This window comes from Pseudoalteromonas sp. SR43-5 (assembly GCF_014163835.1).
Lineage (GTDB): Bacteria > Pseudomonadota > Gammaproteobacteria > Enterobacterales > Alteromonadaceae > Pseudoalteromonas > Pseudoalteromonas distincta.
This window is the reverse complement of record NZ_JACJEA010000006.1, coordinates 63,634-78,341: the sequence shown is the minus strand read 5'-3', so window position 1 is coordinate 78,341 and position 14,708 is coordinate 63,634. Positions and strand designations below refer to the sequence as shown.

14 protein-coding genes are annotated in these 14,708 nt (G+C 39.7%); 5 read left to right on the top strand and 9 right to left on the bottom strand.

Going from position 1 to position 14,708, the window contains the following annotated elements:
- The first annotated feature begins 8 nt into the window (after positions 1 to 8).
- The 3 genes from H5090_RS05195 (at position 9) to H5090_RS05185 (ending at position 5,281) form a co-directional block, all read left to right on the top strand.
- Positions 9 to 3,143 (top strand): efflux RND transporter permease subunit, encoded by a 3,135-nt coding sequence (locus H5090_RS05195; protein ID WP_182695188.1) that lies wholly within the window; start codon positions 9 to 11, stop codon positions 3,141 to 3,143.
- Entirely contained in the window at positions 3,140 to 4,558 is a 1,419-nt protein-coding gene (locus H5090_RS05190; RefSeq protein WP_182695187.1) for an efflux transporter outer membrane subunit, read from the top strand. Before H5090_RS05195 ends, H5090_RS05190 begins: the two co-directional genes overlap by 4 nt.
- Before the next feature lie 96 nt (positions 4,559 to 4,654).
- On the top strand, positions 4,655 to 5,281 hold the full coding sequence (locus H5090_RS05185) for a TetR/AcrR family transcriptional regulator (protein WP_002959031.1): 627 nt from the start codon (positions 4,655 to 4,657) through the stop codon (positions 5,279 to 5,281).
- 66 nt (positions 5,282 to 5,347) lie between these two features.
- On the opposite strand, the gene H5090_RS05180 is transcribed toward H5090_RS05185, so the two are convergent.
- From H5090_RS05180 to H5090_RS05155, 6 genes are all read right to left on the bottom strand, one after another.
- Positions 5,348 to 6,460 carry a HupE/UreJ family protein gene (locus H5090_RS05180; RefSeq protein ID WP_182695186.1) on the bottom strand — a complete coding sequence of 371 codons (1,113 nt, stop codon included), beginning with the start codon at positions 6,458 to 6,460 and terminating at the stop codon, positions 5,348 to 5,350.
- A complete protein-coding gene (locus tag H5090_RS05175; RefSeq protein ID WP_182695185.1) occupies positions 6,457 to 7,482 on the bottom strand; it encodes a hypothetical protein in 1,026 nt (341 codons plus the stop codon). The genes H5090_RS05180 and H5090_RS05175 overlap by 4 nt, the downstream gene beginning before the upstream one ends.
- A 54-nt stretch (positions 7,483 to 7,536) precedes the next feature.
- Positions 7,537 to 8,046: an Ig-like domain-containing protein gene (locus H5090_RS05170; RefSeq protein WP_024600513.1), complete on the bottom strand. Its 510-nt coding sequence runs from the start codon at positions 8,044 to 8,046 to the stop codon at positions 7,537 to 7,539.
- 11 nt (positions 8,047 to 8,057) lie between these two features.
- Positions 8,058 to 9,650, bottom strand: coding sequence for a DUF4331 domain-containing protein (locus H5090_RS05165; protein ID WP_182692408.1), 1,593 nt, complete (start codon positions 9,648 to 9,650; stop codon positions 8,058 to 8,060).
- A 158-nt stretch (positions 9,651 to 9,808) separates the two neighbouring features.
- A complete protein-coding gene (locus H5090_RS05160) occupies positions 9,809 to 10,492 on the bottom strand; it encodes an anti-sigma factor domain-containing protein (protein ID WP_182695184.1) in 684 nt (227 codons plus the stop codon).
- Positions 10,489 to 11,019 carry a sigma-70 family RNA polymerase sigma factor gene (locus H5090_RS05155; protein WP_008171354.1) on the bottom strand — a complete coding sequence of 177 codons (531 nt, stop codon included), beginning with the start codon at positions 11,017 to 11,019 and terminating at the stop codon, positions 10,489 to 10,491. The genes H5090_RS05160 and H5090_RS05155 overlap by 4 nt, the downstream gene beginning before the upstream one ends.
- Before the next feature lie 349 nt (positions 11,020 to 11,368).
- Here H5090_RS05155 and H5090_RS05150 point away from each other — a divergent pair, with 349 nt between their 5' ends.
- The gene (locus H5090_RS05150) at positions 11,369 to 12,988 is read left to right on the top strand and encodes a diacylglycerol kinase family protein (protein WP_024591821.1); all 1,620 of its coding nucleotides are present in this window, start codon (positions 11,369 to 11,371) and stop codon (positions 12,986 to 12,988) included.
- Positions 12,989 to 13,039: 51 nt separating this feature from the next.
- Here the strand turns inward: H5090_RS05150 and H5090_RS05145 are convergent, their stop codons facing one another.
- Complete coding sequence (locus tag H5090_RS05145; RefSeq protein ID WP_024591820.1) at positions 13,040 to 13,348, bottom strand: VF530 family DNA-binding protein; 309 nt, start codon at positions 13,346 to 13,348, stop codon at positions 13,040 to 13,042.
- A 54-nt stretch (positions 13,349 to 13,402) separates the two neighbouring features.
- Positions 13,403 to 13,705 carry a DUF1496 domain-containing protein gene (locus H5090_RS05140; RefSeq protein ID WP_002959040.1) on the bottom strand — a complete coding sequence of 101 codons (303 nt, stop codon included), beginning with the start codon at positions 13,703 to 13,705 and terminating at the stop codon, positions 13,403 to 13,405.
- A gap of 126 nt (positions 13,706 to 13,831) precedes the next feature.
- Here H5090_RS05140 and H5090_RS05135 point away from each other — a divergent pair, with 126 nt between their 5' ends.
- A complete protein-coding gene (locus tag H5090_RS05135) occupies positions 13,832 to 14,065 on the top strand; it encodes a TIGR02647 family protein (protein ID WP_007375551.1) in 234 nt (77 codons plus the stop codon).
- A gap of 11 nt (positions 14,066 to 14,076) precedes the next feature.
- Here H5090_RS05135 and maiA read toward each other — a convergent pair whose 3' ends face one another.
- Complete coding sequence (gene maiA / locus H5090_RS05130; protein ID WP_182692411.1) at positions 14,077 to 14,706, bottom strand: maleylacetoacetate isomerase; 630 nt, start codon at positions 14,704 to 14,706, stop codon at positions 14,077 to 14,079.
- Positions 14,707 to 14,708 lie beyond the last annotated feature (2 nt).

The window sequence follows — 14,708 nt, the reverse complement described above, 5'->3', positions numbered from 1 at the left end:
GAGTTTTAATGTCACGATTTTTTATCGATAGACCGATATTTGCTTGGGTACTCGCTATTGTAGTGATGCTTGCAGGTATTTTGGCGATTAGGAGTTTACCTATTTCGCAGTATCCTTCAATTGCACCACCTGCAGTGAGTATTACTGCAACGTACCCTGGTGCATCTGCACGAACACTTGAAGATACGGTAACGCAAGTTATTGAGCAAAAAATGAAAGGGCTTGATGGCTTGCTTTATATGTCATCTACGTCTGAGTCGAGTGGTTCTGCTACGCTTACACTTTCGTTTAGCGCTGAAACTGACCCTGATATTGCACAAGTTCAAGTGCAAAATAAACTAGCTACAGCAACTCCACTATTACCAGAAGCTGTACAAAGGCAAGGTGTGGTAGTTGCAAAATCAGCGCGTAACTTTTTAATGGTTTATGCTTTTGTGTCTAAAGATGGCAGCATGACTAATATTGATATTGGCGATTATGTTTCATCAAACGTGCAAGACATTGTCTCGCGTGTTGAAGGCGTAGGTGAAGTACAGCTGTTTGGTTCTCAGTACGCGATGCGTATTTGGTTAGACCCTGCAAAGTTACAAAATTATAAGCTTACACCTGCTGATATTAGTGCATCAATTAGTGCGCAAAATGCACAAGTATCTGCCGGTCAACTTGGCGGTATGCCTGCCGTTGATGGTCAGCAACTTAATGCAACAGTAACGGCGCAAAGCCGATTACAAACGCCAGAGCAATTTAAACAAATATTAGTTAAAACCAATCCAGATGGCTCTTTTGTACGTCTAGAGGACGTAGCTAAAGTAGAGCTTGGCGGTGAAAGCTACCGCGTTGTTGCTCGTTACGATGGGCAACCTGCATCAGGTTTAGGTATTAAATTAGCCAGTGGCGCTAACGCACTTGATACCGCAGAGGGCGTTAAAAAAGCAATTGAAGAGCTAAAACCGTTTTTCCCTGAAGGGTTAGATGCGGTAATACCTTACGATACAACGCCGTTCGTATCGTTATCTATCGAAAAAGTTATTCATACATTAATTGAAGCTGTTGTACTTGTTTTTGTAGTGATGTATTTGTTCCTACAAAACTTTAGGGCAACGCTTATTCCAACTATTGCCGTACCTGTAGTTTTACTAGGTACATTTGGTATTTTATACACCTTTGGTTATTCAATAAATACGCTAACGATGTTTGCGATGGTACTTGCCATAGGCTTATTGGTAGATGATGCAATTGTTGTTGTAGAAAATGTTGAGCGTTTAATGACCGAGGAAAAACTCTCGGCACTTGAAGCTACACGTAAATCTATGGATGAAATTAAAGGCGCGCTGGTAGGTATTGCCATGGTGCTTTCTGCGGTATTTATTCCAATGGCATTCTTTAGTGGCTCTACCGGTATAATTTATCGTCAGTTTTCTATAACACTCGTATCGGCGATGGGGTTATCTGTTTTAGTGGCTCTTATTTTAACGCCAGCATTGTGTGCAACGCTTTTAAAACCAAGCCATGTACATAACAATGACACGTTATTTGGTCGATTTTTTACAGGCTTTAACCGTGGTTTTGATAAAACAAATTCAGGTGCACAAAGCTTTGTAGGGCGCATGCTTACTCACTCTAAACGCTACTTACTTATTTATGGCGTGATTGTGGGCGGTATGGTTTATGTATTCTCAAGCTTGCCAACGGCATTTTTGCCTGACGAAGACCAAGGTATTTTGTTTAACCAAGTGTCATTACCAGCGGGTTCTACAACACAACAAACGCTTGAGGTTGTTAAAAAGGTAGAAAACCACTTTTTAAACGATCAATCTGAAGCAGTAAACGGTATCTTTACCGTGACTGGTTTTAGTTTTGCAGGTTCTGGCCAAAACTCAGCAATTGCCTTTGTAAATCTTAAACATTGGGATGAGCGTCAGCGTGACGAGTTATCTGTTCAAGGTGTTGCAGGTAAAGCGATGGGCTACTTTTCAACGATAAAAGAAGCATTTGTTTTTGCCTTTCCGCCACCTGCAATTGTTGAGCTGGGAACTGCTAATGGCTTTAATATTTTCTTACAAGACCGTGTAGGCCTTGGCCATGAGGCACTTTTAGCTGCACGAAATCAGTTATTAGGTTTAGCAAGCCAAAGTCCAATTTTAGCGGGCGTGCGTCCAAATGGACAAGAAGATATGCCAGAGCTACAACTTGATACAGATTTGGCAAAAGCCGAAGCGCTTGGCGTGTCGCAAAATGATATTAACAGTACACTTTCGACAGCATGGGGTAGTAGTTATGTGAATGACTTTATTGACCGTGGTCGAGTGAAAAAAGTGTATATGCAAGGTGATGCACAATCTCGCATGGTGCCTGAGGATCTAAATAAGTGGTATGTGCGCAATGATAATGGCGATATGGTGCCGTTTTCAGCGTTTGCTAGTGCCTACTGGACGTATGGTTCGCCACGTTTAGAGCGTTACAATGGTTTTTCAGCAATGGAAATTCAAGGTAGTGCAGCGCCAGGTTACAGTACAGGCCAAGCAATGGATGAAATGGAGCGCTTAGTTAAACAATTACCAAATGGTATTTCGTCTGAGTGGACCGGTATTTCATTCCAAGAGCGCTCTAGTAGCGGTCAAGCACCTCTACTATATGGCTTATCGCTGTTGTTTGTATTTTTATGTTTAGCCGCGCTTTATGAAAGTTGGTCGGTACCGTTTGCGGTAATGATGATTGTGCCACTGGGTATATTTGGTGCGATTATGGCAGCGCTTGGCGGTGGCTTATCTAACGATATTTACTTGCAGGTAGGCTTGTTGACAACCATTGGTTTGGCATCTAAAAATGCGATACTGATTGTAGAGTTTGCGATTCATAAAATGGAAGAAGGGCTTGGCTTAGTTGATGCGGCTATTGCAGCTGTTCGCCTACGTTTGCGTCCAATACTTATGACTTCGATGGCCTTTATTTGTGGTGTTATACCGCTTGCTATTGCCTCAAGCGCGGGTTCTGGTGCGCAAAATGCGTTAGGTATTTCGATTATTGGCGGCACACTTGCATCATCAATATTAGTTGTTGTTTTTGTACCGTTATTCTTTGTGTTAGTGCGCCGTGTATTTCCTGGCAAAGCTAACGAGACAACGAAGGAGAGCGCAGAATGAGCATTAAAACATTCAGCCTAAGTGCAATTGCTTTATTGGTGCTAAGTGGTTGCCAATTAGCGCCTGAGCAAAAAGACCTTGCTCTACCAGTATCTGATGCTTATGCATCAGATACTGGGAAAACCGCTGCGCAGCAATTAAATTGGCAGCAGTTTTTTAATGACGAAAAACTACAAACGTTAATTAGTCAAAGCCTTGAGCATAACAAAGACATGCAAATTGCAGTGCTTAATGTGCAGCGTGTGCGTGGTTTATATCAAATTGAAGACTCTGCTTTGTATCCATCCCTTGATTTAAATGCATCTGGTACGCGCCAGCGTTTACCGGCTGACTTATCAGGTACTGGCGATGCAGCTATTAGCTCGCAATACAGTGCAACAGTGGGTATTACCTCTTACGAGTTAGATATTTGGGGCAAAGTACGCAATCAATCAGCGCAAGCACTGCAAAACTTATACTCTACAGAGCTTAGCCAATACAGCACGCAGGTGTCTTTAATTTCTGAGCTTGCAAATGCGTGGCTTAGTTACGCGACGGACTTACAACTGCTAGAGCTGGCAAAAGAAACGCTCACCTCTCAGCAAGAGTCATTATCGCTTACGCAAAAAAGCTTTGATTTGGGGGCTACGTCTTCAATTACCCTTGAGCAGCTTAAAAGCACAGTAGCTACAGCAAAAGTAGATATAGCAACATATAAGCGTTTGTTAAAGCGTGATAAAAGTGCCCTAGATTTATTAGTAGGGAAATCTGTTTCAGCCGATTTGCTGCCTAACAAAGACCTAACTAATTTGATCAGCATGCCAGAAGTACCCGTTGGTTTACCGTCTGATCTGCTATCACAGCGCCCTGATATTAAAGCCGCTGAGCATTTAATGCTTGCTGCTAATGCCAATATTGGTATTGCTCGAGCGGCGTTTTATCCAAGCATAAGCTTAACAGCCAACGCGGGGTCTGCTTCAAGTGACTTAAGTGGCTTGTTTGATTCAGGCTCTGGGACATGGAGTTTTGTGCCGACAATTAGCTTACCTATTTTTAATATGGGACGTAACCAAGCAAATCTTGATGTAGCAAAAGCAGATCAAGAAATTGCAGTGGCAACGTATCAGCAAAAAATTCAAAATGCGTTTCGCGAAGTTGCCGATGCACTTGCTGATAGAGAAGGTTACCAAGAGCAATTAAGTGCCCTTGATATGCTTATAAGTAGTCGACAAATCACGTTTGATTTATCAAAAATGCGTTACGAAAAAGGCGCAGATAGCTACTTGCAAGTACTTGATGCTCAGCGTACGTGGTACGGCGCGCAGCAGCAGTTAATTGCGGGTCAGCAAGCGTATCTTGCGAGTCAAATTAACTTGTACAAAGCGCTTGGTGGCGGATGGAATGTAGCCAGTGAAACAACTCAGGAAGAGAAATAATATTTGCGGCTTTTAAAGCCGCATTACATATTTATATGGCGAGACTATTTATAGCTCTTGCTTTACTGAGTTTATGACTTGGTAGTGGAGTTGAACATGAAGCCTAAAGCAAAAAGGCAAACAGATCCCGCGATAGCACTTGCTAGGCGTGAGCAAATTTTAACAGCTGCTGCAGAGTGTTTTCGCCGTAAAGGTTACCACGGTGCAGGTATGGCAGAAATATCTAAAACGGCAGGGATGAGTGCAGGGCATATTTATAATTACTTTGAAAGCAAAGAAGCGATTATAGAAAGCATTATTGAAAAAGACATGGAAGAAATGTTCTCTATCTTTCAAAAGTTTGAAGATCACCCTGGTGATGTTTTGGCGGCTCTTTTAGATGGCTTAAATATTGGCGTGCAAAGACACATGGATACAGGCTCGTGTGTTATTGATTTAGATATGATGGCAGAAGCGGGTCGTAATATTAAAGTTGCTACTCTTTTGCGTGAAACCGATATTCAAGCAAGAGGGCGCATGAGGCAGCTTTTAACAAGCGAGCGAAGTGCGCTCAAGGACATTGATGAGCGTGAACTTGAAAGCCGAATTAATGTTATTTTTTCGATGATGGCAGGGTTATTACTTAGAAAGTTACTTTACCCTGAGCTAACCGAAGAAACGGTACTCATAGCGCTTCGCCCTGCGATGAAAACATTACTGATGCCATTTGATAAAGCGCAGTAACGCTCAAAATAGATAACTAAAAAGTAAGCTAGCCAATATTTTGGCTAGCTTTTTTATTTATACTATTTAAAAACGCTCGATTGACCACTGAAGTGCAACAATTGCGATAGCAACGGAGCCCATTGGCATTAACCATTTTTTATACCAAGTGTAGTGTCGTACATAGATGAGTATTGGTAAGGCTATCAGTAGTATACTAAGTTGACCGATTTCGACGCCTAAATTAAACGCCAAAATACTGAGCAGTTGATAGTCGCTCGACAGGCCAAGCTCGCCAAGTACGCTCGCAAACCCCATCCCATGTAGTAAACCAAAAGCAAAAGTAAGCCAACCTAAACGAAGTACCAACGGCCACACATTATTTAATGCTGCAAATAAAACCGATATAGCAATTCCAAGCTCTACCCAGCGACTATTTGGTGATACAAGGTTCATAGCGGTGGCGGTAAGCGTAATAGAATGCGCAAGCGTAAACGCGGTTACTATCCATGCTGTGTGTTTAATAATGTGTTTTTTAGAGCTAATACCTTGCCATGTTTTGTTACTACGTTTTAAAACACAGGTAAGTAATAGGGCGATTAAAAATAAAATATGATCAATACCTATCCAAATATGTAAAACACCTTGATAAACGTATTGATTGAACGTGCTTAAATAACTGGATTTTTCAAAGCTAAATGTTTGCTGAGCCTCGTTGATATTAAATACACGAGATACACCGTTTATATTTACGATAGATTTATGATTAGCATCGGTTTTAAAAAAAGCAGAATACGAAAGAGAGATTGTTTCACTATCATTGCAGCTAAACAGCAGCGGAATAACCAAATAAGGCTGGTTAAAATGGTTATCTAGCTGATAGATACCTTCACTTTTTAATGGGCATGCTTGCGCGTTTTGCGTGATATTTAAACTTTCTGTAATGAAGTTATTAATTGAGCTGCGTTTTGCTTTTATTTCTGCCCACGAAATTTGACCGTTTTTATCTAAATCCAGAGGCACTGTGTGCTCTAAGTCGGCGATATTAACTTGCCAGGTACCCGTGTATTGGCTTTTGTTGGTGTCGTTATCGTTCTTGCTATTTAGGGTTATATAACTTGTACTTAGTTGATGGGAAAAGCTGTAAGTTGAGAAAATACACAGCATTAAAGTGAGTATAAATAGATAAGGCGTTTTCATAGTGTATCTCGTTGCATCGCTTTTGCTTTAATAAGTAATTGCTCATCGGTGCTCATTTTAGCCTGTTGCCAATTAATATGAGCCCAGTAAAGTGCTTTTTCGCGATTTGGTTGTACATCAAGGTAATATTTAGCTAAGTCACTTGCATGAAAAGAATCTTTACGAAGCTCTCGTAGCGTAACTCTTTGCGCCATTGTATTTTGCCATTTTTTATCGCGTTTATTTAGTTTTTTTTCTGCGATTGAAAGCCTTAGTAAAATAGCATCTTCTAAATTACTTTTATCTGGAAGCAGTACGCTTAATGTATTTAATACTTGTTGAGGTTGATTTAGCGCAATTTGAATATCGGCCCATAACACAATGAGGCTCACAGGAGCTTGAACTAAATCTACGCTTTGTAAGTGAGACAAAGCTTGCTTGTAGTTACTTAGACGGTAGCTCATTTCACTTAAAACATGGTTTGTAGCTAAACTAGTTTGGTTATTGTTTATAATTTTAACTAATGTTTGGTAGCTGTCTAAAACGCTTTCATGCTGGCTTTGTACGTCTAGTACACAAGTGCTAGCAGTAATGGTACTTACTTGACCAATCAAGGCAACACAGTGTTGTTTTGCCTTTGTAAATTCACCTTGGGTCATCAATATATTGGCCAGTAACAAATGGCTATTACTGTGCTTTGGCTCGGTAATCAAAACGTTGTTGGCAACGTTAATTGCTTCGTCAAAAAGGTGCTCTTTTTGTAAAACACGAGCATATAAGTAACCAATTTGAGATGAGGGTGTTTGTTTATATAGCTGGGCTAAACGGGTCTTAAGTAGCCCCTGTAAACGCTCTGTTTGGCCTACATATTGGCTGTTAGTGACTAATGTATTTATTTCCTCAACAGACAGAGAAGCACTAAGCGTTGAATTACTGTTAGCAATAACTGCGTCATCTTCTGGAGTATAAGGAGCCGCACTCACCGCGAAAGAGGTTAAGCAAATAGCAATAATAGTGAGGGGTTTAAGTACTGATAAATGCATTATAAATATCCTTTGAAAAAAAGCCATCCATGGCCTGTCAGCTTAATGACTTGGTTAGTTACCGCTTGTAGAAATTAATCCATCAACATCGGTATCAGTGTTTGTAAACACCCGACCATTAACAGTTAACGGCTCTGCATTTGGCGCTTGGTTAAATGCATCGGTTGCAAATTGAGCAAAGTCAACTTGCAGCGCCTCAATCGTAATACTTACTGTTGCAGTAACTTGCGAATTAACGCCATCACTTACACCAAACATAAAGCTATCTGAACCTGTTGCTTCTTTATTAGGTGTATAAGTAAAGTTACCATCACTGTCAACATTAACAGTACCGAGCATTGGCTCGCTTGTTAACGAGTAAGTAAGTGAGTCGCCATCATTATCGCTTGCGTTAAGCATATCGGTAATGCTTACTTCAGTTTGTGTTGTTAGCATTGCATCGCTTGCTGTAGGTGCGGTGTTTACAACCGGTGTAGGTTGTTTTTTATCATCATCGCTACTACATGCTCCCAATGTTAATGCACTGAGGAGAACACAAATATGGGTAGTTTTTAAATTACGCATTATTTTACTCCTTATTTAGAGCCAGCAAGTGGTGTTGCAAGGTATGGGAATGTTGAGTCCATCATTGTTGCATCAATAGGTGCGCCGTCTGTAAATGGCACTGTGCCTGTATTAGCATCCTCTGGTGCACAAAGTCCTAAATCAGTGTCTTCACCATTTACAGGAATCGGATGACATAAACGACCCATCACAACACGAAGTGCAATATCTACCACATCATCACCCGGGCGACGACCATTTGGGAAGCCGGCTAAATCATTACCCGCTACACCAAATGCAGATTGATCAGCTTGCGCTGTTGCTGCAATGCCTGTATTTAAACGCAGCATTTCTGAAGGTGTTACAGTTGCTTGTTGATTAACGCCTGCAAAACCCGTTAAAAATGCAGTGATTAAATCAGTACGCGGGAAGTTAGTGGGTGCCAGTGTTTCTAAGTTTGCGCCAAGGGTCGTATTAACAGCATCTTTAAACAAAATGTTTAATAACTCAGGTAGTGCTGGGTGAGATACATAATCTAAAAATTGTGCATCGTCTTTAGGGTGCGCAGTAGAAAATGTGTCTTTGTCTTTAATGCCAATTACAAGCTCATTTACAAGCGGGCTACCTAGGCGTGAAACCTGAGTTAATGCACCACCGTTTACCGCATTATTAGCAAATTTAGCATTGGGGTTTAATACACGTGCTTGAGGTAAGCTTGCTGTTGTCCACGAACCTATTACGCCGTTACCTTCACCGACAATACAGCTTTTAGGTATTTCGATAGCGATTGATGTTACGTTTTTATCTGCAAGGTCGTCATTATCAACTGATTGCGTTATACCACCTGGAAAACCACCGCCGTCACCAGCACCAGGGGCGCTATCACCTTCTACAGGTACATAGTTTACTAAATCAAATGTTTTACCTAGGTTAACTACAAACGGGTCTTTACGCTGTCCTACAAAAACTTGTGCCATGCTCTCACAGTTAGGAATTGAAACCTGATACACAAATTGGTCAGCATAAGTTTGATAATCGCTCATTGAACCAAATGTTTTATTACCCACATAATCAAGCGGTTTAGAAAATGTGCTGGAGTTTGATGCAGTGTTATTTAATAGCGTTGTTTCGCCAGTACGCTGCGCGCCGCTTATCATGCTTACTGTGTATGATTCGCTAAAATTTGCAGCGCTGTTATCTCCGGCAGATACACCGCCTACATTTTTAAGCGGTACAGACACGGTGCGTTGATTACCTTCAGGTCCAACAGTTAATTGCACACCTTGGTTATCATTAGGAAGCATGCTTTTAAAGTTAAACGCAAATGTAATATCTTCAACAGCATCGCCGTCGTTATCTATATGAATGCTGTAAGTAGCATCTGGGTCCATTGCAAAGTAATTAGGACCGCCGTATGCATCTTGCAGCGGGATGTAATTAGCAATTAATGTGACGTAATCATCACGACCTTGCTCGTAACTATTAAATACATAAAAATCGGTAGAATCTAAAGTCGGGAAACGGCTTATATTTGGCGCTTCTCTGTGGCTAGACGCTTCACTTGGTGCACTTATAAACGTACTGCATACTACTACTGCGAGTATTGATGGAGTTAAAGCTTTCATGACTTTGTCCTTTAGTTTTGATTGAAGTCGTAGTTAATAACGGGTGAGAGTTCAGTATGGATGCAAAAAAGTTAAAATGTTTTTATTTTTTGTTAAAAACTTTAAGGAAAGGTTAGCTGCTTAATGTAAGCAGCTAATAAAAGGCTATAAAAGTAGAGCTACAGGAGTATAAGTTCTGTAGTGTATAACACCTCGGTTGGTGATCCATTTGGTGAACCACCAATAGGTTCTAAGCTTACTGCTAGCAATGCAATATCACTTGCGTTGAAGCGGTTATCTTTTAATAATATTTTACTTCCTTGCTTGGGAAGTAAACCCAATGAAATAGGCGCATCTTGCCCTTTTAAAATCATCCAAAGCTCATAATCTTTATTTGTTTGAGCAACCAATTGGCTACTGGCTTTGATAGAAAGCCCTTGATCGTTAACATCAATAAACCATAATGATTGCTTATCTTGATTTTGGACCAAGGCAATTTGTTGCGTTTGAACAACATTATTAGAAGGTTGAATAATCAAAAAGGCTAAAACAATACACGCGGCTGTTGCAACAAAAGACCATGTACGCCAAATAGAAGGCTTAGTATGTATCACCGTTTTGGTGGGTTGTTTTTGGTTTTCAATACGCTGTAGTATATTTATCCATACATCGTCACGTGGCGTTTGTGGTGTAATAGCACTGGCCAAGTTATTTAGGTTTTGCTCCCACATAATTGTTGCTTCACGTGCTTGATTTGAGTTAAGTAACAGACGCTGAAAACGCTTACGGGCAAGCCCTCTAAGTGTGCCAATCACGTACTGCCCAGCAAGCGCGTCTAATAGTTCGGGTTTATTATAATTCATAATGTTAAACACCTTTGTAGCTGCATAAGCCCACGCCTGATCCAGCTTTTAACTGTACCTAAAGGCGTTTCTATATGATCCACTAACTCGCTATGACTCAGCCCCTTATAATAAGCTAAGTGAATAGCTTGTTTTTGTTGCGGCTCAAGCTGTTCGATACAATTGACCAGTTTCGTTTCTTCATCGTAATTAACGTCAACACTTTCATTTTCATTTTCATATTCGTCATCGCCTAACGACTGCTCTTTTCGTACTTTGTGATAGCGCAGTGAGTCGAGGCTTCTATACCTTACTATACTTATCATCCAACTAATAACGGTGCCTTTAGAGGCGTTATATTCAGATGCGTTATGCCAAATTTTTATAAAAGCGTCTTGTAGTGCCTCTTCTGCATAAGCCCTGTTAGTGAGCATATTTAAGCTAATAGCAAAAAGTTTGCCGCTAGTTTGTTGATATAAACTTGAGAAAGCATTTTTGTCTCCTTGTGCTGTTGCGCACAAAAGAGGGAGTAAATCATCGTTATCCATAGGGGTCCTGTTTTTCTTATTATCATTGAGTAAACGGTTGAGGGTGTGATTTGGATGCAAAAAAATTTAATTGCCTTTTAGATTAGCTGCTTTATACGTAAGTACAAGCAATAATCGGTCAATGTTTGAAATTTAGACGTGTAAGTATAATTTATTCACATGTTTGTAAAAAATGCACAAAGAGCGGTCTGTAGTAGATTTTAGTTTATTAATTACTATATATATCAATGGCCTATTGTTCGCGTTTGAATTTTAAATGGCATTTATATGGCGTGATATTTGCAAAAGACTACTTAAAGCCGTTTAAATTAAGATTATAAATCGGCATTATTTTCACAAAGGAGAGACTATGTGGGCTGCAATTAGTTATTTACTATTAGCACTACTGCTTATTTTTATTGGTTGGGAAGTGAACTCTGTCTATTTTGCTATTGTTTTTTATTGGACTGCGCTGTCACTTTTATTAGTGAGTACCGCGTATATTTTTAATACAGCAAAAATATTTAGAAAGCGTGAAAATGGGGTGATCCCATTTTATATACGGTGGGCGTTTGTGCCATTTTTATTCGGTGTGCAAATTTATAATGCCTGGTCACGTAAGCGCGATAAAGTGCCGCCCATTCAACAAATAAACGAAAACCTATTTTTAGCTTGCCGATTATTTCCCTCAGATATAGACACATTAAAAGATAACGGGATTACGGCGATTTTAGATGTTACGTGTGAATTCGACGGACTCGAGTGGAGTTCAACACAAGAGAATATTAATTATTTAAACATTCCGGTGCTCGATCATAGTATTCCTACCCATTCTCAGTTAAATCAGGCTATTAATTGGATTCATCACCATATTAAAGAAGACCATCGCGTAGTCGTTCATTGTGCTTTAGGGCGTGGGCGCTCTGTTTTTGTCATGGCGGCTTATTTACTGAGCCAAAACAAAAATGCAGATGTGCATGAAGTACTTGCACAAATAAAAGAAACCCGCGAAACCGCAAATTTAAATAAGCATCAACTTCGCCATTTAGCTAAGCGACATAAAAAAGGCGAATTACTGATTAAAAACAAAGCCGTTTTAATTGCAAACCCTGTATCTGGTACACGATTATGGGAAGAAAAAGAGCACTTAATTGTTGCGCGGCTATCGGATTATTACGATCTGAAAGTACTCACTACTACAAAAGAAGTTAACGGTATTGAGCTGGCTAAACAGGAAATTGCGCAAAATCCGGATATTATTATCGCATGCGGGGGAGATGGTACGGTGGCCGAAGTTGCAAGCGTACTTGTAAATACACAATGTAAACTAGGCATCATCCCTATGGGGACTGCAAACGCCCTTGCGCATGTATTGATGGGTATTACTTCTAAATTTATTCCTGTTGAACAGGCTTGTGACTTAATTATAGATGGTCAAACAAGCATAATAGATACTGCTTATTGTAATAATGAATTAGTACTACTGCTCGCGGGTATTGGTTTTGAGCAATCAATGATAGAAAAAGCAGATAGAGAGTCGAAAAATAAGTCGGGACAACTTGCCTATTTAAATGGTTTTTTTGAAGCGTTTGGCGAGCAAAAATCGCAGTTACTTAAAGTAAAACTCGATGATAATGAGCCAAAAGAAATATGTACTAATAGTTTTATTGTGGCCAATGCTGCGCCTTTTACAACGTTATTGGCTCAAGGTGGCGGGCAACCTGATCATAGTGACGGGCTACTCGATATAAATTGGTTAACACCAAATAATGAAGATTCAACCACAGTACTAAGTATTGCAGAGCTGATGTTTAGTAGCTTAACGCAAACACATTTAGCTATAAACTCTCATCATACAAATGCCAAAAGAGTAGAGGTTACAGGCGAAGGAGAGCTTAAGTACGTACTAGATGGTGAAGTTAAAACCGCTCAAAAACTAGTTATTACTATTGAGCCGGCTTCATTAAATGTGATTTGCAAAGAGCAATAAATCGCGTTAGTTATAATCAAAAAAGGAGCTAAATTAGCTCCTTTTTTTACATCACTTTTTAATTGATGGCCAAACAAACCCTGTTGTATCAGGCGCTTGAGAAGATGTTTCTCTTGGTGCACTTTTTGGTCTACGAATAGGCTTATTATTTATAGTGTGAATATAAAGTGCTTCCACTTTATCGCGAGCCCAAGGCGTTTTACGCAAAAACTTTAAACTCGATTTAATGCTGGGTTGATCAGTAAAACATTTAATTTTTACTTGCTCGCCAAGTGTTCTCCAGCCAAGTCGTTGTTCTAACTCAACAAGTATTTGTTCTAATGTTACCCCATGTAAAGGGTTTTTAGGTTGATTATTCATAGCCATACTACTTATTTAAACTGCATGCATTGTAGCTTAAATCAGCTTTTAGCGCTAATTCACAGTGATTGTTTTAGGAGCTGTTGGGTAAATAGCATTACCTTGCTTATCTATTTTAAGCCAAATGAGTTGGCTGTTACTGTGTTGGGGTGTTTTAGCACCACACAAAAGTGTAAAAGAGTGAACTTGTATTAATGCCCCTTCGCTATAGCGTTTGTTGTCGTACCAACAGTTAGCTTCTTCATTTACAAACTGGTTTGCATCAATAATTGAATGGGTTTTTAGCGTTGTTGCTTCACTAAGTATTGAATACGATAAGCTGCTAAAACAAAAGCATAGAATTAAAAAGTTACGCATTAGAGGCCTTTAAATAGGGAGGGTTAAAAATAATACATTAAGCTAAAAAACGTGCTAGTGTAAAGTACACAAAGTGATTTTAAGTATAAACTTAGTTATTCACAGAACAATAAAAAGGTGCACACAATGCAATTTAATCAAACAATGATCGAAGAATTCACACTATTAGCAAAGTTTCCTCGCGACAGTAAAATGCAGGGTATTAAATTACATTCAGACGCAGAGCCAAGCTTACTTAGCGCAGCGCAACGTTTATTTGAAAAAGGGATTATAGATAGCCCAGATGGCGGATATTTAACCGATCTGGGCTTAGATTTAATTGAGCACGTTACGGTTATTCATAGCGCGCTACAAAGTTAATCTAAATTAGCTTAATTTGCATCGGGTTGATTTTGCGGTGCAGCGTCATTAAATGCAGCTAATTTATTACAATGCTCGTAAATGGCTGCAATTTTTGGATAAGCGCTCATATCTACGTTAAAACGAATTGCATTAAATACTTGCGGCACTAAACAAATGTCAGCAAGTGTTGGTTGGTTACCAAAGCAGTAGTCATTATTTTCGTTTAGCATCAGTTCTATTTTTTCAAAACCCACTTCTATCCAATGTCGATACCATTTATTTTTAGCCTCGTTATCAACACCTAATTCGTTTGATAAATACTTCAGCACGCGTAAATTATTAACAGGATGAATATCGCAGGCAATGGCAAAGCTTAAATTTCTTATTTGTGCTTTTTGCCACGCAGTCCCTGTAATTAATGGCGATTGCGGATAAGTTTCATCAAGCCATTCCAGTATTGCAAGCGATTGCGCTAAAACACCATCATCGGTTTCAAGTGCAGGTAGTAACCCTTGGGGATTAGTTGCTAAGTATTCCTCCCCAAGCTGCTCCGATTTTAAAAGGTTAACAATAGCAAGTTTATGACCGATTGCTTTTAAGTTAAGCGCTATACGCACTCTATAAGCCGCTGATGAGCGAAAGTAGCTGTATAATTTCATAA

What these genes read in the sequence shown, in the direction of transcription:
- H5090_RS05195 (WP_182695188.1), top strand. Translation starts at nt 9, where the DNA reads ATGTCACGATTTTTTATCGATAGACCGATATTTGCTTGGGTACTCGCT.
- H5090_RS05190 (WP_182695187.1), top strand. Translation starts at nt 3,140, where the DNA reads ATGAGCATTAAAACATTCAGCCTAAGTGCAATTGCTTTATTGGTGCTA.
- H5090_RS05185 (WP_002959031.1), top strand. Translation starts at nt 4,655, where the DNA reads ATGAAGCCTAAAGCAAAAAGGCAAACAGATCCCGCGATAGCACTTGCT.
- H5090_RS05180 (WP_182695186.1), bottom strand. Translation starts at nt 6,460, where the DNA reads ATGAAAACGCCTTATCTATTTATACTCACTTTAATGCTGTGTATTTTC.
- H5090_RS05175 (WP_182695185.1), bottom strand. Translation starts at nt 7,482, where the DNA reads ATGCATTTATCAGTACTTAAACCCCTCACTATTATTGCTATTTGCTTA.
- H5090_RS05170 (WP_024600513.1), bottom strand. Translation starts at nt 8,046, where the DNA reads ATGCGTAATTTAAAAACTACCCATATTTGTGTTCTCCTCAGTGCATTA.
- H5090_RS05165 (WP_182692408.1), bottom strand. Translation starts at nt 9,650, where the DNA reads ATGAAAGCTTTAACTCCATCAATACTCGCAGTAGTAGTATGCAGTACG.
- H5090_RS05160 (WP_182695184.1), bottom strand. Translation starts at nt 10,492, where the DNA reads ATGAATTATAATAAACCCGAACTATTAGACGCGCTTGCTGGGCAGTAC.
- H5090_RS05155 (WP_008171354.1), bottom strand. Translation starts at nt 11,019, where the DNA reads ATGGATAACGATGATTTACTCCCTCTTTTGTGCGCAACAGCACAAGGA.
- H5090_RS05150 (WP_024591821.1), top strand. Translation starts at nt 11,369, where the DNA reads ATGTGGGCTGCAATTAGTTATTTACTATTAGCACTACTGCTTATTTTT.
- H5090_RS05145 (WP_024591820.1), bottom strand. Translation starts at nt 13,348, where the DNA reads ATGAATAATCAACCTAAAAACCCTTTACATGGGGTAACATTAGAACAA.
- H5090_RS05140 (WP_002959040.1), bottom strand. Translation starts at nt 13,705, where the DNA reads ATGCGTAACTTTTTAATTCTATGCTTTTGTTTTAGCAGCTTATCGTAT.
- H5090_RS05135 (WP_007375551.1), top strand. Translation starts at nt 13,832, where the DNA reads ATGCAATTTAATCAAACAATGATCGAAGAATTCACACTATTAGCAAAG.
- maiA (WP_182692411.1), bottom strand. Translation starts at nt 14,706, where the DNA reads ATGAAATTATACAGCTACTTTCGCTCATCAGCGGCTTATAGAGTGCGT.